The following is a 21,187-nucleotide window of genomic DNA, read 5'->3' as shown; positions in this document are numbered from 1 at the left end:
CGCTACCGCACCATCGCGGCCAGCACCGCACGCCAGTCCTCGCCTGGCTCCGCGCGCACCGCCCCGGCCAGCGCGTCGGCCCGGTAGCGCCAGGGGCGGGCCAGTTCCGGGTCGGCGCCGGCGGCCAGCCGCACCGCGGACGGAGAGCCGAGCAACCGGGCCAGCTCGGCCGCGAACTCGGACCAGGCCAGGTGGCCGGAGACGGCGTTCACCACCCGGCCGGCGTCCGGGCCGCGCTCGTCGAGGGCGGCGACCGCGGCCCGGGCGAGCGCGCCCGAGTGCACCCAGGACGCGCCGTACCAGCTCCGGCCGTCGGCCGCCGGGTCCGGCAGCACCAGCTCCCGCCCTGCCCGCGCGGCCTGGAAGAGGTCGCCGGTCGCGCCCCAGCGCAGCTGCTCGCGCAGCCGCCGGTGCGGACCCCAGACGATCGGCGAGCGGACCACGGCGGCCGGGCCCCGGCCGCCGTCGCCGGCCGCCGCCAGCAGGATCCGCTCGCAGTCGAGCTTGGCCTGCCCGTAGGCGGTCACCGGCAGTTGCTCCGGCACACCCTCCGGCACCTCCTCGTCCACCGGGCGGCCGTAGGCGTCGATGCTGCTGATGAACACGAAGCCGCCGCGCTGCCAGGACTCCACCAGCACCCGCATGGCCGCCACGTCCACCTCGTGCCGGGTGAACGTGCAGGCCGCGTGGATCACGGCGTCCGCGCCACGGGCGGCCGCGCGCAGGCTGTCGAGGTCGGCCAGGTCGCCCTCGGCCACCTCCACGCCGTCCAGCGCCACCAGGTGCGCGGACTCCGGGCGGGCCAGCGCCCGCACCGGGCGGCCCTGCGCCATCAGTTCCTGCAGCACGGCCGCGCCGACGCCGCCGGTGGCACCGGTGACCAGCACCGTGCCCGGGCGGACCGGCCGGCCCCCGCCCGCCGCGCCCGCGGGGCACCGCGCCCGCGCCGCCCGCTGCTCGTCCGCCCGGCCCGCCAGCAGGGCGGCCAGCGCGCGCGGGGTGCGCTGCTCCAGGACGTCCAGCCCGGCCAGCGGCAGCCCGGTGCGCAGCCGGAGCCGCTCGGCGAGCTGGACGGCGACGAGCGAGTGCCCGCCCAGCACGAAGAAGTCGCCGTCCGGCCCCGGCCGGCTGCCGAGCAGCTCGCCGAAGGCCGTCCGGACGGTGTCCTCGTGCGCGCGGTGGGCGGTCGGCGTCTCCTGCGCGGCCGGCCGGGCGCCCGGCAGCCGGTCGGTGTCGACGGCGCCGTCGGCGGTCCGGGGCAGCGCGTCCAGCAGGGTGACCGCGGCCGGCACCCGGTCGGCCGGCAGCAGCGCGCGCAGCGCCGCCCGCAGCTCGGCGGCCGGGACGCCGAACGGGCCCCGGGCGACCGCGTACGCCAGCGGCGGCAGCCCGTCGCGCTCCAGCACGAAGGCCTCGCCGAGCCGGGGATCGGCCAGCAGCGCCGCCACGGCGGGGTGCTCGGACTCCCAGGCGCGGACCGGCAGCCGGTCGAGCCGCAGCCCGTCGTCCCCGGCCACGGCGGTGAGCAGCGCCACGAAGTCGGCCAGCAGGTGCGCGCCGTCCGGCCCGCTCAGCGCGCCCTCGGCGTGCTGCACCAGGCAGCGCGGCTGCGGACCGTCCTCCAGGAACAGGCCCAGGTCGAACTTGGCCAGGCCGAGATCGAGTTCGACGGCCTGCGCCGCCGTCCCCGGCAGCCCGAGCGCGTCCGTGGGCGCGACCAGGTCGCAGGTGACCGAGAGCAGCGGGGAGCCGTCCTGCCCGCGGGCCGCGGCGCCGAGCCGCTCCACCACCAGGTCGAACGGCACCTCGTGCCGGCCCTGCGCCGCCAGCTGGGCCGACCGCACCCGGCCGAGCAGCTCGCCGAAGGTCGGATCGCCGGTCAGGTCGGCGCGGATCGGCAGGGTGTTGACGCACAGGCCGACCAGCCGGCGCAGCTCCGGCCGCGAGCGCTGGCCGCCGGCGCAGCCGAGCGTGAGGTCGCCGGCGCCGGTGGCGCGGGCCAGGGTGGCGAAGGCGGCGGCCAGCACCACGGTGAACAGCGTGGCGCCGTGCCGTCGGCCGAGCGCGCGCAGCCCGTCCACGGTCGCGGCGGGCAGCTCCGCCGTGTGCAGCCGGGCCGTCCGGTCGCGGCCGGCGCCGGCCGCAGGCCGGGGCAGCGGCACCGGGCGGGCGCCGTCGAGGAGCTCGGCCCACTCGGCGACCCGGGCGTCCAGCTCGGCCTCCCGGCCGCGCTCCCAGCGGGCGAAGTCCGCGTACTGGAGCGGGACTTCGGGCAGCTCGGCGGGGCGGCCGGCGAGCGCGGCGGCGTACAGCGCGGCGAGCTCCTCGGTGACCACCGGCAGCGAGCCGCCGTCCACCGCGATGTGGTGCAGGGTGAGCAGGAGGGTGTGGTCCTCGGGTCCGTGCCGCAGCACCAGCGCGCGCAGCGCGGCGCCGGCGGCCAGGTCGAACGGGCGGGCCGCCTCGGTGCGCAGCAGCCCGTCGGCGGCGTCGGCGGCCACCTCCACCACGGGGACGGGCACCGGGGCCGCGGCGACCGGCTCCTGGAACGGCTGCTCGCCGTGCTGCCCGTAGCGGGTGCGCAGGATCGCGTGGCGGGCCGTCAGGGCGGTCAGTGCCTCGGCGAGCGCGCCGGTGTCCAGCGGTCCGCGCAGCCGGGTGGCGAGCGGCACGTGGTACAGCGCGCCGGCCCGGCCGAGCCGCTCCGTCAGCCACATCCGGTGCTGGGCGTGCGAGAGCGGCGCCGGGCTGGGACGCCCGCCGGGGCGCGGTCCGGCGGGGCGGGCGGCGGCGGAGCGCCGCTTGGCCAGCAGGAGCAGTTCGGCCTGCCGGGCCGGGTCGGTGGCGGCGGTCATCGCTGCTCCTCGGTGGGCTCGCCGTGGGCGGCGAGCAGGGCCCGTTCGACCAGTTCGGCCTGGGCGGCGACGGTGGGGTGGGTGAAGAACTGCGCCAGCGAGAGGTCGACGCCCAGGTCCTCGCGCAGGTCGTCGACCACCCACATGGCCATCAGCGAGTGGCCGCCCTCGGCCAGGAAGTCGGCGTCCGCCCGCTCGACCGGGTGGCCGAGCGCTCGGGCCCAGGCCGCCGCCACCTCCTGCTGGAGCGGGGTCAGCGTGTCACCGTCCGCGGGCCGGGCCGGGGTGGTGTCGCCGTCCGCCGGGTCGGTGTCGGCGAGGGCCCGGCGGTCGACCTTGCCGGTGCCGGTCAGCGGGAGGGCGGCCAGCACGGCCCAGCCGGTGGGCACCAGGTGGGCGGGCAGCCGCTCGGCCAGGTGGCCGCGCAAGGCCTCGCCGGTGGGCCGGTGGCCCTCGGCGGGCACCACGAAGGCCGTCAGCGCGGCGTCCTCGGCGCCGGCCCGGCGGACCACCACGGCAACCTCGGAGACCTCCGGGTGCTGCCGCAGGGCGTGCTCGACCTCGCCCGGCTCGATCCGGAAACCGCGGACCTTGACCTGGTCGTCGGCGCGCCCGTGGAAGTCCAGCGCGCCGTCGGGCCGGGCCGAGACCAGGTCGCCGCTGCGGTACATCCGCCCGGCGCCGGGGATCTCCCGGAACCGCTCGGCGGTCAGGCCGGGCTGCCCCAGGTAGCCCGGGGTCAGCCGGGCGCCGCCGATCCACAGTTCGCCGCGGCCGCCCTGCGGCACCGGCTCGAACTGCTCGTCCAGCACCCGCACCCGGGCCCCGCCGAACGGGCGGCCGATCGGCACCGGCCCCGCGCAGTCGGCCTCGCGCACCCGGTGCAGGGTGGTGAAGGTGGTGGCCTCGGTGGGCCCGTAGACGTTCACCAGGTCGAGCCAGGGGAAGGCCCGCAGCACCGTCCCGGCGTGCTCGGGGGAGAGCGCCTCGCCGCCGACCAGCAGGGTGCGCAGCACCCCGAAGATCCGCGAGCGGCGGGCGGCCAGCTGGTGGAACAGCGCCGTGGTCAGGAAGGCGGCGGTGACGCCGAACCGCTCCACGTCGCGGGTCAGGTCCTCGGCGGTCGGGCGCTCGGCGGGCGAGACCACCACGGCCGCGCCGACGGCCAGCGGCGACCAGATCTCGAAGGTGGCCGCGTCGAAGGTGGACGGCGAGTGGAACAGCACCCGGTCGCCCGGCCCGAGCACCACCGCGTCCGGCGCGGTGACCAGGTCGGTGATGGCCCGGTGGGTGACCTGCACGCCCTTGGGGCGGCCGGTGGAGCCGGAGGTGTACATCACCAGGGCGAGCGCATGCTCGCCGTCGGGTGGGAGGTGCGGCGCGGTGGTGGCGGCCTGCGGCAGCCCGTTCGGGTCCAGCGCGAGCGCCTGCGCGGCCGGGATGCCCGCCTCGGCGAGCAGCGCCTTGTCGCCCACGGTCAGCAGGGCCCCGGCGTCGGCGAGCATGTCGGCGGTGCGCGGCCGCGGGTACGCGGGGTCGAGCGGGACGGCGTGGCCGCCGGTCCACCAGACGGCGAGCTGGGCGACCACCAGCCGGGTGGAGCGGGCCGCCAGCAGGCCGACGGCGCTGCCGGGGCCGATGCCCCGGGCGGTCAGCTCGGCGGCCAGGGCGGAGGCGGCGGCGACCAGTTCACGGTAGGTCAGGGTGGTGTCGCCGTCCGAGACGGCGAGCGCCTGCGGCCGCAGCCCGGCCTGGTGGGCGACCAGCGCGGGCACACCGCCCGGCGGGAGAACGGGGGAGGTCATGGATGGTCCCTTCCGGGTGCCCCGACCGGGGCCGGGGCACCCTGTACGGCGGGCGGGTCAGGAGACGGCGACGGCCGGCCGGCCGGCCTCGACCAGCGCGGCCACGGCGCGCAGGTCGGGCTGGCGCAGCAGCTGCGGCGCGCGCAGCCGGACGCCGAAGGCCTGCTCCAGCTCGACCAGCAGGCGGGCCGCGGCGAGCGAGTTGCCGCCCGCGTCGAGGAAGTTGTCCAGCGGGCCGAGGTCGGCGCGGTCCAGCAGCTTGCGGCACAGCCGCAGCACCGTGCGCTCGGTGTCCGAGCCGCCGTCCCCGGCGTCGGGCACGGCCGGCCCGGGGTCGGCCGCGGCCTGCGCGGCCCGGTCGGCCTCCTCCGCAGCCAGCAGGGCGGCTCGGTCGACCTTGCCGTTGGCGTCCAGCGGGTAGTCGTCGACCAGCCGGACGACGGTGGGCACCGCCTGCTGCGGCAGCCAGGCGCGGACCTGCGGCAGCAGGTCGGCGGCGGTCACCGGGCCGGCGGCGGTCACCGGGCCGGTGGGCGCGGCGGCCTGGACGAACGCGAGCAGCCGCGCCCCACCGTCCTCGTCCCGGCGCACCGCGACGACCGCCCGGCGCACCCGCGGGTCGCGCTCGAAGGCGGCCTCGACCTCGGCCGGCTCGATCCGCACCCCGCTGACCTTCACCTGGTCGTCGAGACGGCCCTCGAACTCCAGGACGCCGTCCGCCCGCATCCGCACCCGGTCACCGGTGCGGTAGACCAGCCCGACCCCGGGCACGCCGTCCGGCGCCGGTACGAACCGCCGCCCGGTCAGTACCCGGTCCAGGTAGCCGAGCGCCAACGGGCGTCCGCCGACCCGGAGTTCGCCCGACTCGCCGCGCGGCACCGGCCGCCCGTCCGGGTCGGTGACGACCAGCACGGCGCCGGGCACCGGCAGCCCGATCGGCGGCGCCCCCTCGCCGCCCGCGCCGGGGGCCATCGAGTGCACGGTGGTCACCACGGTCGCCTCGGCCGGCCCGTACGCGTTGTGCAGGTGGGCCGTCACCTCCGGCGCCGGGTGGCGGCGCAGCCGGTCGCCGCCGGCCGTCAGGTGGCGCAGCACCAGGCCCTGCGGCCACGGCCGCTCCAGCACCGGCTCGGCCAGCGGGGTGGGCAGCACCGAGACGGTGACCCCGGCCTCCCGCCACCAGTCGGTGAGCGCGCCCGGGTCCCAGCGCACCGCGTCCGGGGCGACGCACAGCGCGGACCCGGCGGTGAGCGAGGCCCACAGCTCCATCATGTGCGGGTCGAAGGCCACCCCGATCAGCAGGCTGTGCCGGTCGCCGGGGCCGAGCCCGGTCAGCTCCCGGTACCAGTGCAGCAGCGCGCCGAGCGAGGGCTCGCCGACCGCGACCGCCTTCGGCAGGCCGGTGGAGCCCGAGGTCAGCACCGCGTAGTAGCTGCCCTCGGGCGCGCCCACCGCGCCCTCGGCCGGCGGCGCGAACGCCGCCACCACGGTGGCCGCGGCGGTCGCCCCGGCCGTCGGCAGCTCCAGCCGGCGGTGCTCCGCTACCCGGTGGGCCGGCGGCAGCAGGTCGGGGTCGCCGATCAGGCAGGTCAGCCGCAGGTTCTCGGCGACGGCCTGCAGCCGCCGCTCGCCCGGGCGCGGACCGAGCGGCAGGTGGACGGCGCCCAGCCGGGCCACCGCCAGGGTGGCGGCCACCAGCGCCGCCGAATGGTCGAGGCAGACGCCGACCAGGTCGCCGGGGCGCACCCGGTCGGCCAGTCGTCCGGCCAGCGTGTCGGCCAGCAGGTCGAGTTCGGCGTAGCTCCAGCTGTGCTCGCCGTCGATCAGCGCGGGCGCGTCCGGGGCGCGGCGCACCCACGCGCGGAACAGCTCCAGCACGGGGGAGTCCCGGTGGTCCCGGCCGCGCTCGATGGATTCGAGGATCGTCATGTCGTGGTCTCCGAACAGTGGTTGCGGTCAGCCCAGGCCCATGGCCCGTGCGACGATCACCTTCTGGACCTCGGAGGTCCCCTCGATGATCGTCATCATCCGGACGTAGCGGTACAGGAACTCCAGCGGATGCCCGCGCACCCAGCCGGTCGCCCCGTGCACCTGCAGCGAGCGGTCCACCACCCGCACCGCGGTCTCCGAGGAGGTCAGCTTCGCCAGCGCCGCGTTCTCCGGCGCCTCGGTGCCCTCGTCCACCAGCCGGGCGCAGGCCAGGGTGAGCAGCTTGGCCGCCTCCACCTCGGCCCGGCTGCGCACCAGGTGCTCCTGGACGTGCTGGTAGTTGCCGATCCGCTCGCCGAACGCCCGCCGCTCGCGGGCGTGCTCCACGCCCAGGCGCAGCGCGTACTCGGCCACGCCGTTGCACATCGCGGCCACCACCAGCCGGCCCCGCGAGAGGCTGTCCATGGCCAGCGCCGTCGCCGCCCCGACCCCCTCCGCGCCACCGATCACGGCGTCCATCGGCACCCGGACCCGCTCCAGCAGCAGCTCGAACATCGGCTCGCCCGACATGCCCTCGTAACGCTGGCCGATCCGCAGTCCCGGGGTGTCCATCGGGAGGACGAACGCGGTCGCCCCGGCGCTCGGACCCTCGCCCAGGTCGGTGGCGGTGACCACCAGCGCGAGGTCGGCCCGGTCGGCGTTGGAGACGAAGGTCTTGCGGCCGCTGATCAACCAGCCGTCACCGTCCCGGACCGCCGTGGTGGTCAGCCGGAAGGCGTCCGAGCCGGCCTGCGGCTCGGTCAGCGCCAGGCAGCGCGCCGAGGTGCCCCGGACCAGCGGCACCAGGTACTTCTCGATCTGCTCCGGCGTGCCGTGCCGCAGCAGCGGGCTCGGACCGTCGGAGCCGGCCAGCGCGTACGGCGCCAGCGAGCAGCCGCTGCGCCCGGCCGCGTGGTGCAGCAGCACCACCGCGGTGAACGGCATCCCGGAGCCGCCCAGCTCCTCCGGGTAGTCCCCGGCGTAGAAGCCCAGCGCGGCCGAGCGCTTGCGCACGTAGGACCGCAGGTCGGCGGGCGGCAGGTCGGCGGTCTCCGGCAGCTCGGCGGCCAGCGGGACCAGCTCGCGCCGCACGAAGCTCTCGAACGCCTCGACCAGCTCGCGGTGGCCGTCCTCCAGGACGGCGGAAGGGGTGGACATCACGACCGGCCTCCCGTCAGGGCGCGGGCCTGGTCGGCCAGCACCGGGTGCTGGAACAGCACCCGCAGGGACGGCCGGTGGCCGAGGTGCGGCTCCAGCCAGGCCGCCAGCTGGGCGGCCAGCAGGGAGTGCCCGCCGACCTCGAAGAAGTGCGAGTCGGCGGTGAACCGGTCGTGGCCGAGCGCATCCCGCCACGCCTCGGCGACCAGCGCCTCGCCCGGCCCGGTGAAGCCGGCGTCGGCGCCCGCGCCGGCCGGCTCCTCGCCCGGCGCCGACAGCTCGCCGACGGCCCGGGCCAGCGCGGACCGGTCGGGCTTGCCGCCCGGCAGGGTGGGCATCGACTCCAGCGCCACCCACAGGCCGGGCACCAGCCCGCCGGGCAGCCGCTGCGCCAGCGCCGTGTGCAGCGCGGCCTGGTCGGGCTGCTCGGTGCCCTCCAGGAAGCCGACCAGGCGGGGGCCGCCGGGCCCCTCGCGGTCCAGCACCACCGCGCAGGAGCGGCCGGCCAGTTCGGCCGAGGCCGCGGTTTCGATCTCCTCCAGCTCGATCCGGTACCCGCGCAGCTTGACCTGGTTGTCCCGACGGCCCAGGAACCACAGCCTGCCCTGGAGGTCGCGGTAGCCGCGGTCACCCGTCCGGTACACCCGCTCCCCGCCGAGCGCCTGCGGCGTGACGAACCGCTCCGCCGTGACCCGTTCCAGCCCGAGGTATCCCTCGGCCAGCGAGCCGCCGCCGACGGCGAGTTCGCCGATCGCGCCGGCCGGCAGCGGGCGCAGACCCTCGTCCAGCACGTGCACCCGGGTGCCGGGCAGCTCCGCGCCGAGCGGGATCTCGGCCCCGTCGGCCAGGTCGGACGCGGTGATCCCGTGCACCGTCGAGGTGACCGTCGCCTCGGTCACGCCGTACGCGTTCAGCATGGTCGCGGTGGTGTCCTCGGCCAGGCCGCGCAGCGCCGCGGCGGGCAGCCGCTCGCCGCCCAGCACCAGTAGCCGGGGCGCCCAGCGCCCGTCCCGCAGCGCCTCGCGCAGCTCCTCGCGGACGGCCAGGAAGTAGCTGGTCGGTAGGTTGGCGACGCTCACCTGACGGGCGGCCAGCACCGCCACCAGCTCAGGGCCGGTCGGCACCTCGCGCTGCGGCAGCACCAGGCAGGCACCGGCGGCCAGCGAGGGGAGCACCTCCTCCAGCGCCACGTCGAAGGACGGCCGGGCGAACAGCAGCACCCGGTCCTGGACCCCGAGGCCGTACCGCTGCGCCAGCGCGCCCACGTAGCCGGCCAGCGCGGCCCGGCCGACCAGGACGGGCTTGGGCACGCCGGTCGAGCCGGAGGTGTGGATCACGTACGCGGCGCCGGGCAGCTCCGCGGCGGGCTCGGCCTTCGGGAACGCGGGGCCGTTCAGCAGCGCGGGGGCGCGGCCCTCGGCGGGCAGTGCCAGCGCGCTCTGCCGGGTGGCCAGCACCAGGGCCGGGGCGAGCCGGTCCAGCAGCAGGGCGAGCCGGGCCGCCGGGTCCTCCGGGGAGAGCGGTGCGTACACCGCCTCCAGCCGCAGGCAGGCGAGCAGGGCGACCACGCTGTCCACCCCGCGCGGCAGCACCGCGGCCACCGGTCGGCCGGCCGTCACCCCGGCCGCGCGCATCCGTTCGACCAGCTCGGCCACCCGGCGGTCCAGCTCGCCGTAGCTCAGCCGCTCGGCGCCGGCGATCACGGCCGGCTGTGCCGGGTCCCGGCCCGCCAGCGGGTCGAGCACCGCGAGGTCCGGTGCGACCGGCCCGGCCCCGACCGGGGCGGCCGGCGCGGCGGGCACCGCGAGGTCGGCCAGCTCGGCCTGCGGGCGGTCCAGGTAGGCGCCCAGCAGGTCGAGCAGGCGACCGGCGAGCAGCTCGGCGACCTCCCGGCCGAACACGTCCTCGTCGTAGTCCCAGACCATGGTCATCCCGGCGGCGCCGTGCCGCTCGCCGACCACCCGGCGGTCGTCCGGCAGCAGCACCAGGTCCAGGTCGAAGCGGGTGGTGCCGGTGTTGAACCCCTCGTAGAGCGACACCTCCAGGTCGGGTGCCTCGACCACCGGGAGCGTGGCGTCGTGCGCGCTGAACATCACGCTGAACAGCGGGTTGTCGGCGCCGCTGGTGTGCAGGCCCAGCTCGCGGGTCAACTCCTGGACGGGCACGTCCTGGTGGGGCAACGCGCGGAGCAGGGTGTCGGTCACCTCGTCCACGGCGTCGGTGCCGGGCGCGGCCGGGTCCAGCCGCAGCCGCAGCGGCACGGTGTTCACGAACATGCCGACCGTGCCCTCGTACCTCACCGGGCGGTTGCCGACGGCGGTGCCGACCACCAGTTCGCGGTGCCCGCTGTGGCGGCGCAGCAGCTCGGCGAAGAGCGTGAGCAGGGTGGAGAACGGGGTGTGCCCGTCGGTCCGGCTGCGCTCGCGCAGCCGCTCGGCGAGGTCGGCGCCGATCGACTGCCGCAGCTGGCCGCCGCGGTGCGCCCGGGTCGCGCCCGGCCGGGCCAGGCCGGGCAGGGTCAGGGTGAGCGGCGCGTCCCGCAGCTCGTCCTGCCAGAACGCCAGGCTGGCGGACCGGTCGACCCCGGCGGAGGAGCGTGCGTGCTCCTCGTACGAGGGGGCGGCCGGCAGCTCGGCCGTGCTGCCGAGCACCTCGGCGCGGTAGACGGTGAACAGGTCGCGCAGCAGGATCGCGAACGAGTGGCCGTCGTGGATCAGGTGGTGCTCGACGTGGACCAGGCGGTGGTGCCGCTCGCCGATCCGGACCAGGTGCCAGCGCAGCAGCGGCGCCTCCTCGGTGTCCAGCGGCTCCTCGGCCTCGGCCCGCAGCAGGTCCTGGAAGGCGGCCTCCGGGTCGCTCTCGCCGGACAGGTCGCTGCTGCGCAGCCGCGGTACGGCGTCGATCCGGACGCGCTGGCCGGGCAGCCCGCCCTCGCGGGCGACCAGCTCCAGGCGCAGCCCGGGGTGGTGGGCGATGACCGCGGCGAGGCCGGCGCGCAGGGCGTCCCGGTCGAGCGTGCCCCACAGGTCCAGGGCGGCGGTGAAGTTGTAGGCGCGGCTGCCGGGCTGCAACTGCTCGTGCAGCCAGACGATCTCCTGCGAGGAGGAGAGAGCGAACATGGGTGGTTCCCCTTGCTTGTGGCGGGAGTCGTACGGGTTCGGGGCCGCGGCCGGTGGCCCGGGGTCAGGCTCCGGCGGCGGGGGCGGTGGCCCCCAGGTGGTGCCGGAGGGTGGCGAGCAGGGTGTCGAAGGCCTCGGCGGCGGCCGGTTCGGGCCGCAGGCGGCGGTCCCAGGCGAACCTGACCAGCAGGTCCTGGCCGTGCGAGGCGGAGACGGCGAACGGGGCCGCGAGCGGGCGCCCGGACAGGTGGGTCTCGCGGCCGGCGGCCGCGCCGAGCCGCAGCGGCGGGCGCCGGTCCAGGTCCTCGAAGGTGAGCAGGCCGTCCAGCGCGCCGGTCCAGCGCGCGCCGGCGGTGCGGGCCGCGTGCACGACCTCGTCGAACGGCAGGTCGGCGTGGTCCAGGTCGTCCCACCAGGCGCCGCTGAGCTCGTCCAGCGCGGCGGGGCCGGGAGCGGCCGGATGGACCAGGGTGTTCAGGAAGCACCCCAGCACCGGGGCGGCCGCGGGCGGGCGCCCGCCCCACGGGTAGCCGAGTGCCGGGGTGGCGGCGCCGGGGCCGCGCAGGCCGCGGGCGGCGGCCGAGACGGCGTCCAGCAGGGCGGGGAAGACCGCGCCGCGGGCCGCTCCGTTGGCGGCGGGCAGGCGGTGGGTCAGCATACCGGTGGACGGTTCGGCGGCCGGTGGCGCCGGCGGCTCGGAGCGCAGCCCGCCGAGCCGGGCGGCCCAGTGCGCGCGGCCGCGCTCGTCGGAGGCGGCCGCCTCGGCGGCGAGTTGCAGCTCGACGGCCTCGCGGTAGGCCTCGGTGCGTTCCTGCTCGCTCCCGTCGCCCGCCGGCCGCTCGCCCTGGTAGGCCGCGCTCAGGCCTGCGGTGACGATGCCGAGCGACTGCTCGTCGCAGGCCGCGTGGTCCAGGACCACCGCGAGCAGCTCCTCCTCGTCCGCGGGGCCGTCGGCCAGCAGCAGCCGCAGCGCGGGGCCGTCCGCCGGCAGCGCGAGCAGCTCGCGCCGCAGCGCGTCGGCGGCACTCCCGCCCGGCGCGGCGGTGACCCGGCGGACCTCGGCCTGCGCCGGCCCCAGGCGCAGCACCGGCGTGCCGCGCAGCGAGGCGAACCGGCCGCGCAGCGCCGGGTGGTGGGCGGCGAGCCGGAGCGCGGCCGCCCGCAGCACGGCAAGGTCGACGGACCCGTGCGGGAAGGTGAAGAACAGGGGGACCAGATCGGGCCGGCCCAGCGGATCGAGTCGGCGGGCGAGCAGGAAGCGCCGCTGGGCGCCGGTCACCGGCAGCAGCTCGGCCGAGCCGGCCGCCACCGAGCGGTAGCGGGCGAGGTAGGCAGTGGTGATGCTGGAGGACACGGTCGGATCTCCGGTCGGTGGTTCGAACGGTTCGGGTGGTCGGCGGGCCGGTCAGCCCGTGGCGGGGGCGGTCTCGCTCTCCGGCGTGACGTCGGGGCCGGGATCGGCGTCGGCGGTGTCGTGGGCGTGGGGGCCGTCCGCGGGCAGGTCCCGCAGGCCGCGCAGCGGCGACAGCAGCAGGGGCAGCGGCACGGCGAGGAAGCCCGCGGCGCACACCCACAGGGCGGCGCGGGGTCCGGCCGCGGTGGCCAGGGCGCCACCGGCCAGCGCGCCCAGCGGCATGGTCCCCCAGACCAGGAAGCGCATGGTGGCGTTCATCCGGCCCAGCAGCTCGGGCGGGCAGATGACCTGACGGAAGCTCACCTGGGCCACGTTGTACACCACCGCGCCGAACAGCACCACGGCCGAAGCCACCCCGAACAGCAGCACCCCCGCGCCCCGGCCGGAGAGCGGCCAGAGCACCGCGAACGGTGAACTGACCACGGTGGAGAGCCAGATCAGGCGGGCCTGGCCCACCCGCCGGGCCAGCGCCCCCGCGCACAGGGCACCGGCCAGGCCGCCCAGCGCGGACACCGACAGCAGCAGGCCGATGGCGCCGGCGGAGAGCCCGAGCACCCGGACCCAGAAGACCGTCTGGACGGCCGTCAGCAGGGCGCCGAACAGGTTGGAGGCGGCGGTGGCGGTGGCGATCATGCGCAGCAGCGGGTGCTTCAGCACGAAGCCGACGCCCTCGCCGATCTCCGCCCGCAGCGAGCTGCCGGGCGCCGGCTTGGGCTTCGGCTCCTGGGTGCGCAGGCCGAGCAGGAAGAGCGCCGAGGCGAGGTAGCCCAGGGCGTCGGCGACGATCGCCAGCGGTGCGCCGAGCAGCTGGACCAGCCCGCCGCCCAGGCCCGGGCCACCCACCTGCGCCACCGAACGCACGGTCTCCAGCGCGCCGTTGCCCGCGACCAGTTGCTCGCGCGGCAGCAGCTGCGGCAGGAAGGACTGGTGCGCGACGTCGAAGAACACCGTGGCCACACCGGTGATCAGGGCCACCAGGTAGAGCTGGGCCGTGGTCAGCGTGTCGGTGACGGCGGCCAGCGGGACGGAGGCCACCGCCAGGCAGCGCGCCAGGTCGGCGCGGATCAGCACCGGCAGCCGGCGGACCCTATCCAGCCACGCGCCGGCCGGCAGGCCGACCAGCAGGAACGCGGCCGTCTCGGCAGCGGTGAGCAGGCCGACCTGGAACGGCGAGGCGTCCAGTTCCAGGACGGCGACCAGCGGCAGGGCGACCAGGGTGACCTGGCTGCCGAACTGGCTGGTGGCCGCGCCGGACAGCAGCAGGCGGAAGTCCCGATGCCCCAAGAGCGGTGCCCGGCCCAGGCGCTGAATGATGTTCATCTGTTCGACTGTCGATGAAGGAAGCTATTCCGGGCAACCGCAGCAGAGGATTCCGGACTTCTCGCGGGGTCGCGTCCCGACGGCCACCGTCCGGACCCGCTGATCGACATTCGGACGCCCGCACGCCCCCCGGGGCCGCGCATGGCGGTGGCGGCAGGGCCGGTGACAGCCCGGCCGGGCGATATCCGGTTGTCCGCATTTCGGACACAAATCTTCCGCCCACCGGACGAGTACCTTCATATATGGCCGGATCGAGTGGATTGATGTTCCTTCTTCACCTTCTAGTCGAGGCGCTGTGATACATGCTCCCGGCTCGCCCGTTCCGGCCCGGTGCGGGAGGTATCGGGTCGCCCGCCGTACCGTCACGGGCTCGTCACGGCCGCCGGTCCGGCCCGCGCCGGGAGGCGGTCGAGGACCGGCTGTGCCGCCACGCGGTGCGGCGCGCCGAGCAGCAGGCCGCAGCCGACTGGCACGCCGCCCAGCATCACCAGCTGGCGCGGGAGCGCCAGGCATGCAGGCCGAGCAGGCCACCGCGGCCGCCATGGCCCGCCGGGCGCTGCCGTGCGAGGACTGCGGAACGCCGCAGGTAGGCGGGCTGTGCCCGACGTGCGAGAGTGCCCGGGCGGCGAAGGCGACGTTCGTGGAGGCCGTGAACGCAGCCTCGGCCGGAACCTCCCACCTGAACGACCCGGCCGACGTGCGGGCCGTCGTGGCCCGGGTGAACGCCGAGGTGATGGCGGCACGCCCGCCGGGCGCGACCCGGGCCGAAGCGTTCGCCTCCGACCAGACCGTGGCCGCGGCCGCGCTCGCCGACTACCGCGTCGAGGCGCTGCGGCAGTCGGCCCACTCCCCGTAGGCCGAGGCCGAATCCGATCGTGCCTACGCCGCCGAGCAGCGCCGCGCCCACCGCCACCCCACCCCCGCCGCGGCGAAGGAAGCCGCCGAGCCGATCGCCGGCACCGCCCGCCGCCGAGCACCTTCTCCGGCAGCGCCTGCACACCGTCCACCGGCTCCGCCAGCACGCCCGGCAGCCCACCGTCCCGGCCCGAGTGGCAGTGAGCGCTTGACGGACCCCCAGCCACCGCCACCGGTATCAACCTGGCCCGTCGAGCCCTGCAGGCTGCCCGCCAAAGCACCTGCGCCCATGGCAACCGTCCCCCCGGGCGCCCCGTACCCGCGCGTGCGGAGGCCGTTCGGCGCGGCCGCGACGCCCGCGAACCGGCCCCGCTCGCTTAGGTGTTCACCGCTCTGGTCGCCACCCACTGCTGGGCGCTGGGCACCGCCGGCGGAGACCTGCGCGAGCACCGGCCCACCATCGTCGGACCGGCCGCCGCCCGCTGGCACCTGGCCGGATGCAACCCCACCACTCGCCGGTCCGGTGACCGTCGCGCCGCACCCGGCTTGCTCGCAGTCGGCGTCGACGCCGAGCAAGCCGGGTGCGGCTCGGGTTGTGGGGCTGGTTGACGTCCCGGCCTCGACGCACCGGCCGGTTAGGACCGGCCTGAGCCCGCGGAGGGCCGGTGCGGTAGGTACCTCATCCCATTGCGCTCAGTACGGACCACTTAGAAGGCATCTCATTTGGCCAGTCTGCGGTGACCGATGAGGGTGGCGGCGATGGTGGCGAAGGCCGCGAAGTGGTCGGCCTTGCGTTCGTAGCGGCGGTGGAGCCGGCGGAAGCGGCCGAGCCAGGCGACGGTGCGCTCGATCACCCAACGGTGTCGGCCGAGGCGGGTGGAGGACTCGATGCCGCAGCGGGCGATGCGGTGTGCGATCTGTCGTCTCCGCAGGTAGGCGCGGATGAAGCGGTGGTCGTAGGCCTTGTCGCCGTGGAGCTTGCCGGGCCGACACCGCCTCGGGCCGCGCCGGGAGCGGATGGGCGCGATCGCCTCGACGAGCAGGACCAGGGACTGGCTGTCGTGCAGGTTGGCACCGGAGATCGCGAGCGAGATGGGCAGACCGGTACGTTCGGTGAGCAAGTGGATCTTCGACCCGAACGTGCCCCGATCGACAGGATTCGGACTTGTCAGATCCCCTTTTTCAGGGCCCGCATGTTCACCAGGTCGACCGCGCACCGCGACCAGTCCAGCTCGCCCCGCGAACCGAGCTCGTCCAGGACCAGACGGTAGAGCTTCGCCCACACCCGGGCCTTGGTCCACCCGGAAAACCTCAGTGGTACGCGGACAGCAGGTTCAGGTCCGCGGTGATGCGGTGGGCCGGGTGGAGCGGAGTGCAGCGGTCTACTCCACGGTCAACGGGGCCCACCAGTACGCCCCGGGTGTCGGCAAAGAGGGGACGCAGACGGGGGCGGACTGGGCGATCCGGTCTTGCTCGCAGGCGCGCCAGGTCCTCGGCCGGTCCGTAGGGGGCCGACCGCCAGGATCCGCCTCGCTGTCGATGGCAGCGGGCTGCCGTTGTCGGCCGTGCTCACCCGGGGAATGTCGACGACACCACCGCGTTCGCCGACGTTTCCCGACGTGATCCGTGTTCTGCGGGCCGTTGGGCGCCGCCCGCCTACCACGTCGGAGCGGGTGCTGGGCGACAAGGCCTGTTCCAGCAGGGCGATCTGTTGCCTGCTGCGGCGCTGGGACATCGCCGCCACGGTCCCCGAGCGCCGAGACCGGGCGGCCAACCGACGACGTTGGGGCGCCTCGGTTGCCCACCGTCCGTCTCCGGTCACGTCCTCCAGCGCGATCGGAACGTGGTGGAACGGGGCTTCGCCCGCCTGAAACAGTTCCGCACCGGGGCCACCCGATTCGACACACTCGTTGGGCGCTACCGTGCCGGAGTCGTCTTTGCCTCCCTGATCCTCTGGCGCCGCGGAGCGACCAGGTGATCATTTGCCGGGCAGGCTCCGGCCTGCCCGGCATGGCCCTGCCGCTTCCGTCGTCTGTCGCGAGCAGTGGGCGGAGATCGTCACACAGGGCAGGGCCTCGGGAGGTCTACGGGATGCGGCTTCCCGAGTCGGAGCACTGGGGGTTGCGGCATGGCATGGGGGCCCACGTCTCGGTCCTGCCTCCCGCCGGTGTGGTATCGGTGCGCACGTGTCGTGCTTTGACCCCGGCGTTGCAGCGGGGGCAGGCCATGTCCTTGGGGATGCTGTTGCTGGTGCGTTCTGCGGTCATCTCGGGTGTTCCTCGATCCTTGATCGCGAGTGGGTGGGACGGTGTTGCTTTCCGGGCCAATCCGGTGCCGGCGCCTCGCCTTTCGGCGTGCAGCGCGGGCCGTCAGGATCTTCACGGTTCGGTTCCTGCGGTGGTCCGCCCCAAGGTTCCGGTCGGCTGCGGGTGGTGTCCCGGGTACGTGGACGCAGTGGGAGCCGGATCGATCGGTTGGACTGGTTGCGCCGTGCGAGTCGGCGTCGGGGTTGCCCTGATGCGGGCTCGGACCTGGTGCGGGTGGGAGGGCTGCGTGCCGGGACGGAGCGGGCCGGCCTGCCCCGGGTGGGATGGCTGGAGCTCGGCGTCGGTGAGTGGGACGGCGTGTGTTCGGTTGGGTTGCCCGGCCGATTTGCCGCTGTCACGGTGCTCGTCGTGGTGCGCGGGGCGTCAAGGCGGCTTCGACGAGGAAGGGGCACCGGAGCGGCATCCGTCCAGGAGTGGGGCGGTGAGGTCCTGATGGGTGGTGACTTTCCGGGCGGGCACGCCCATGGAGTGGGCCAGGGCGGTGAAGTCGACGGCGGGATCGTCGATGTCCAGGCCGAGGGTCTGCTCGACGGCGGGGTCGCGCAGCTGCCAGTCGGCGCGCAGGACCTGGTAGGTGCGGTCGTTGACGATCAGGAAGCCGACGGGGGCGCGTAGGTGGGCGGCTGTCCGCAGGGCCTGGGGCGAGTAGAGCGCGGATCCGTCGCCGATGACGCACAGGGGTGGCCGGAGGTGGCCGGTGCCGCTCCGACGGCGGCGGGCATGGCCCAGCCCAGGCCGCCGGAGGGCCAGTGGTAGCGGTTGGCGCGGTCCAGTTCGAGGGCCAGGCGCAGGTCGTGGGCATCGGAGGGGGATTCGTCGAAGGTCCAGTGCGCCGTGGGGGAGCGTCTGGGCGACGGCCAGGGCGGGGGAGGCCGTGTCGAGGGTGCTTTCCCGGCCGGGAGCTTGCCCGGGCGCGGGGCGTGCGGGGGTGGTGCCGGGATGCGGGGCGGTGTCGGCGGCGGTCAGGCGCGGCACAGCGCTGGCGGCGGGCGCCGGCGGGCCGGCCTCGTCGAGGAGGTTCATGGGCAGGGCGGGGAAGACCGGGCCGGCGGGGGGAGCCTGGGCGAGGCGGAAGGCGTGGCGCAGCACGGGGCCCAGTCCCTGTCGGCAGGTGACCTGGTGGGCCCACTTGACCGTCGGGCGTGCCAGGGCGGTCAGGTCGCCGGCGAGTACCGGTTCCCGGTGCAGCAGCCGCAGGTCCTGCTGGCCGGCGGTGACGACCATGGGCAGGCGTGCGACAGCGGCGTCGGTCAGCGCGCCGATCGCGTTGCCCTGGCCCGCGGCAGTGTGCAGGTTGACGAACGCGGGGTGCCCGCAGAACCGGGCGTAGCCATCGGCCAGTGCCAGGGCCGTGGCCTCCTGCAGGACCAGGACGTGGGTGATCTCCCGCTGCCCGGCCAGGCACTGCAGCAGCGGCAGTTCGGTGGCACCGGGGTTGCCGAAGACGTGGCGCACCCCTTCGTCGAGCAGGACGTCCATCATCAGCTGGGCGCCGGTGATCTCGCCCGCGTGGCCCGGCAGGCCGTCGCTGTCAGCGGCGGGCCGACGGCCCGGCAGTGGCCGGATGCCGGTGAGCGGTGCCACCGGCCGGGGGGACGGGTCGATCATGGCTCTCCTCGCGTGGAGATCGTGGAGCGGGGCGGCGGGCAGAGTGCCGCGCCCGCGGGATCGGGGCCGCGTCCTTGATGACGCACGGGGTGGCGGGGGTCAGGTTGTCGCGGGCGGTGCCGGTTGCAGGAGCTGTAGCAGGCCGGGTGCGTCGAGGGACGGGCCGTAGGCGCGGGGGCGGGGGACGGCGCTGTCGGTGCGGTGGCGGTCGAAGTCCTGGCGGACGGTGAGGTAGGGGGTGTAGGGGGCGAGCATGGTGTGCAGGATGCGGTCGCGGTCGTCGAGGGCACCTGTGTCTTGGACGCAGGTGGGCGGTGGGGCTGCGGCGTTGGTGAAGCAGGCGTTGAGGAAGTCCTGGACGCTGGGGGGCGTGGGGTCGGTGAGGTGGTAGATGCCTTCGCTGCCGGCGCGCAGGGCGATGTCGGCGGCCTCGGCGGCGACGCGGTCGATGGGTACCAGGTTCAGGGGGGCCGCGGGCTCGGCCAGGACGCGGCGTTGCTGGGTGCGGGCGTGGGCGGGCATGGCGCGGTGGAACGCGTTGATGATGCGTTGGGCGGTGTAGGCACCGGTGGTCCGGCCGGGGTAGCGCCGGGTGATGCTGTGGCCGGTGATGATGGACGGGCGCAGGATCCTGACGGCGAACTTGCCGCGGGCGGCCAGGACGGCGCGCTCGGCGGCGAGTTTGCTGCGCTCGTAGGGGTTGCGGCACAGCGTGCCGTCGGCCGGTTGTTCCAGGACGGTGCCGTGGCTGGTGCCGGCGACGTAGGCGGTGCTGATCATGGTGAAGTCGCCGGCGCCCATGCGTGCGGCGAGGGTGAGGGCGCGGCGGGTGCCGGCGGTGTTGGAGGCGAACTGGGCGCGGCGTTCGCTTTCGCGGAAGTACATGCGCGCGGCGCTGTGCCAGAAGTGGACGGCGCCGGCGCGGGGTGCCGGTACATCCGGGAGCAGCAGGGCGTGGGGGTGGCTGAGGTCGATCCCGGCTTGGACCTGGGTGCGGGCGAGGACGGCGTCCAGCGCACGGGCGGGGAGGTCGTAGGCGTGTGCGCAGGCGCGCAACTGGGCGTGGAGTTGGGCGGTGGCGTCGGGTTCGGGGGAGCGGACCAGGCACAGCAGGCGGGCCTGGTCGTCTCGGGTGGCGAGTTCGAGGGCGAGCGCGGAGCCGACGAGTCCGGTGGCGCCGGTGAGGATGTGCAGCGCGGGGGGCATGGTGGTCCTGGAGGAGGGGTCAGGGCTGGGTGAGGACGAGGACGGCGTTGTGGCCGCCGAATCCGAAGGACTCGCTCACCGCCACGGGCAGGGGGCCTTTGACCGGGTTCACGGCGAGGTTCAGGTCGCTGCCCGGGTCGCCCTGCTGCCAGTTGGCGATGGGCGGGATGAGGCCGTGGTGGATGCTCAGGACGGTGACGGCGGCCTCCAGGGCCCCTGCGGCGGCCAGGAGGTGACCGGTTGCGCCTTTGACGGCGGTGACCGGCGGGGCGTGCGGGAAGACGCGTCCCAGGGTGGCGGCCTCGGCGGCGTCGCCCTGGGGGGTGCTGGTGGCGTGGGCGTTGACGTGGGCGACCTGGTGGGGCTCGATGCGGGCGTCGGCCAGGGCCGTGCGCAGGGCGTGCTCGGCGGCTCGCCCGTGCGGGTCGGGATTGGTGAGGTGGTGGGCGTCCGTGGCGGACGCGTGCCCGGCCAGCAGGGCGTAGGGTCTGCGGCCGCGGCAGCGCGCGTGGGGGAGGGTCTCCATGAGGAGGACAGCGGCGCCCTCGCCCAGGACGAAGCCGTCCCGGTCGCGGTCGAAGGGCCGTGAGGCCCGCTCAGGGTCCTGCCCGCGGGTGGACAGCGCGCCCAGCCGGTGGAAGGCGGCGGCCGTCAGCGCCGTCACGGCCGCCTCGGCTCCGCCGGCCAGGACGACGTCGCAGCGCCCGGAGCGCAGCAGTTCCACGGCGGTGGCGATCGCGGTGGTGCCGGAGGCGCAGGCGGTGGAGACGGTGTGGGAGGGGCCGTGGATGCGCTGGTCGAGGCTGATGTGCGCGGCAGCCATGTTGGCGATGGAGGAGGGCACCGCCAGCGGGCTGACGAACTGGGGGCCGTCGGCGTGCAGGCGCATGCGCTGGCTCTCCCAGGTGGAGATCCCGGCGAAGCCGGTGCCCAGGACGACCCCGACGCGCTGCGGGTCCCACCCCATGGGCACGTCGGTGGTGGCGTCGGCGACCGCCTGGCGGGCGGCGACCACCGCGAGCTGGGTGAAGCGGTCCATCCGGCGTGCCGCGGGACCGAGCAGGGCCAGGGGATCGAAGGCGTCCGCAATGGTGCAGGCGAAGTCGACGGGACCGCCGGCCAGGGCAGGGACGGGGCGCGCGCACGCGGTACCGGCCAGGACCGTCTCCCAGGTGGCGGCGGTGTCCAGTCCGGCCGGGGTGAGCATGCCCAGGCCGGTGACCGCCACCGGCTCGGCGCCCGCCCTCATCGGGGGACCGCCGCGCCCCTGGCCTCCAGCGCCCCGGCCAGAGCGGTGGGGGTGATGTGGGGGGCGAGGTCATCCTCCTGGATCACGATCCCCAGGCTGTCCTGGAGTTCGGCGCCGAACTCGGCGCGGGCCAGGGAGTCCAGGCCCAGGTCCTCGAAGGTGGCGTCGGGATCCACCGGCGGGGCCACCTGGTACTTGCCGGCGAGGAGGTCACAGAGGTAGGTGCGCACGGGGGGTTCCTTTCTCACGGGCCAGGCGCTGCGAGCCTGTGCCCAGCGGGGTGTGAAGCCGCAGGGGCGGCGT

At 76.0% G+C, this 21,187-nt stretch carries 12 protein-coding genes and 1 pseudogene; 1 reads left to right on the top strand and 12 read right to left on the bottom strand.

Translation table 11 applies throughout. The features are described 5' to 3' along the window. Nucleotides 1-2: 2 nt before the first annotated feature. From K353_RS30790 to K353_RS30760, 7 genes are all read right to left on the bottom strand, one after another. Nucleotides 3-2,855 carry a condensation domain-containing protein gene (locus K353_RS30790; RefSeq protein WP_111556795.1) on the bottom strand — a complete coding sequence of 951 codons (2,853 nt, stop codon included), beginning with the start codon at nt 2,853-2,855 and terminating at the stop codon, nt 3-5. Next, on the bottom strand, nt 2,852-4,660 hold the full coding sequence (locus K353_RS30785) for a non-ribosomal peptide synthetase (RefSeq protein ID WP_111556794.1): 1,809 nt from the start codon (nt 4,658-4,660) through the stop codon (nt 2,852-2,854). The genes K353_RS30790 and K353_RS30785 overlap by 4 nt, the downstream gene beginning before the upstream one ends. 57 nt (nt 4,661-4,717) lie before the next feature. Continuing rightward, on the bottom strand, nt 4,718-6,589 hold the full coding sequence (locus K353_RS30780) for a non-ribosomal peptide synthetase (RefSeq protein WP_111556793.1): 1,872 nt from the start codon (nt 6,587-6,589) through the stop codon (nt 4,718-4,720). 27 nt (nt 6,590-6,616) lie between these two features. Continuing rightward, nucleotides 6,617-7,786 carry an acyl-CoA dehydrogenase family protein gene (locus K353_RS37015; protein ID WP_111556792.1) on the bottom strand — a complete coding sequence of 390 codons (1,170 nt, stop codon included), beginning with the start codon at nt 7,784-7,786 and terminating at the stop codon, nt 6,617-6,619. Next, on the bottom strand, nt 7,786-10,905 hold the full coding sequence (locus tag K353_RS30770) for a non-ribosomal peptide synthetase (RefSeq protein ID WP_111556791.1): 3,120 nt from the start codon (nt 10,903-10,905) through the stop codon (nt 7,786-7,788). Before K353_RS30770 ends, K353_RS37015 begins: the two co-directional genes overlap by 1 nt. A gap of 64 nt (nt 10,906-10,969) precedes the next feature. After that, nucleotides 10,970-12,259 carry a non-ribosomal peptide synthetase gene (locus K353_RS30765; RefSeq protein WP_111556790.1) on the bottom strand — a complete coding sequence of 430 codons (1,290 nt, stop codon included), beginning with the start codon at nt 12,257-12,259 and terminating at the stop codon, nt 10,970-10,972. Between the two features lie 51 nt (nt 12,260-12,310). Continuing rightward, nucleotides 12,311-13,639, bottom strand: coding sequence for an MFS transporter (locus K353_RS30760; RefSeq protein ID WP_111556789.1), 1,329 nt, complete (start codon nt 13,637-13,639; stop codon nt 12,311-12,313). Nucleotides 13,640-14,150: 511 nt separating this feature from the next. On the opposite strand from K353_RS30760, the gene K353_RS30755 reads away from it, so the two are divergent. After that, nucleotides 14,151-14,495: a hypothetical protein gene (locus K353_RS30755; protein ID WP_111556788.1), complete on the top strand. Its 345-nt coding sequence runs from the start codon at nt 14,151-14,153 to the stop codon at nt 14,493-14,495. A 718-nt stretch (nt 14,496-15,213) separates the two neighbouring features. Here the strand turns inward: K353_RS30755 and K353_RS30750 are convergent. The 5 genes and pseudogenes from K353_RS30750 to K353_RS34595 all read right to left on the bottom strand — a co-directional run. Further along, nucleotides 15,214-15,806, bottom strand: a pseudogene (locus K353_RS30750) (IS5 family transposase); the annotation flags it as partial. 1,378 nt (nt 15,807-17,184) lie between these two features. After that, a complete protein-coding gene (locus K353_RS30740) occupies nt 17,185-18,429 on the bottom strand; it encodes a thiamine pyrophosphate-binding protein (RefSeq protein WP_111556786.1) in 1,245 nt (414 codons plus the stop codon). Nucleotides 18,430-18,528: 99 nt separating this feature from the next. After that, a complete protein-coding gene (locus K353_RS30735) occupies nt 18,529-19,635 on the bottom strand; it encodes an SDR family oxidoreductase (protein WP_111556785.1) in 1,107 nt (368 codons plus the stop codon). A gap of 19 nt (nt 19,636-19,654) precedes the next feature. Further along, nucleotides 19,655-20,884 (bottom strand): beta-ketoacyl synthase, encoded by a 1,230-nt coding sequence (locus K353_RS30730; protein WP_111556784.1) that lies wholly within the window; start codon nt 20,882-20,884, stop codon nt 19,655-19,657. Then, a complete protein-coding gene (locus tag K353_RS34595; RefSeq protein WP_158585528.1) occupies nt 20,881-21,114 on the bottom strand; it encodes an acyl carrier protein in 234 nt (77 codons plus the stop codon). The genes K353_RS30730 and K353_RS34595 overlap by 4 nt, the downstream gene beginning before the upstream one ends. Nucleotides 21,115-21,187: the final 73 nt, after the last annotated feature.

Source organism: Kitasatospora sp. SolWspMP-SS2h (assembly GCF_003259315.1).
In the GTDB taxonomy this organism is placed as follows: domain Bacteria; phylum Actinomycetota; class Actinomycetes; order Streptomycetales; family Streptomycetaceae; genus Kitasatospora; species Kitasatospora fiedleri.
This window is presented reverse-complemented; position numbering and strand designations above follow the sequence as displayed.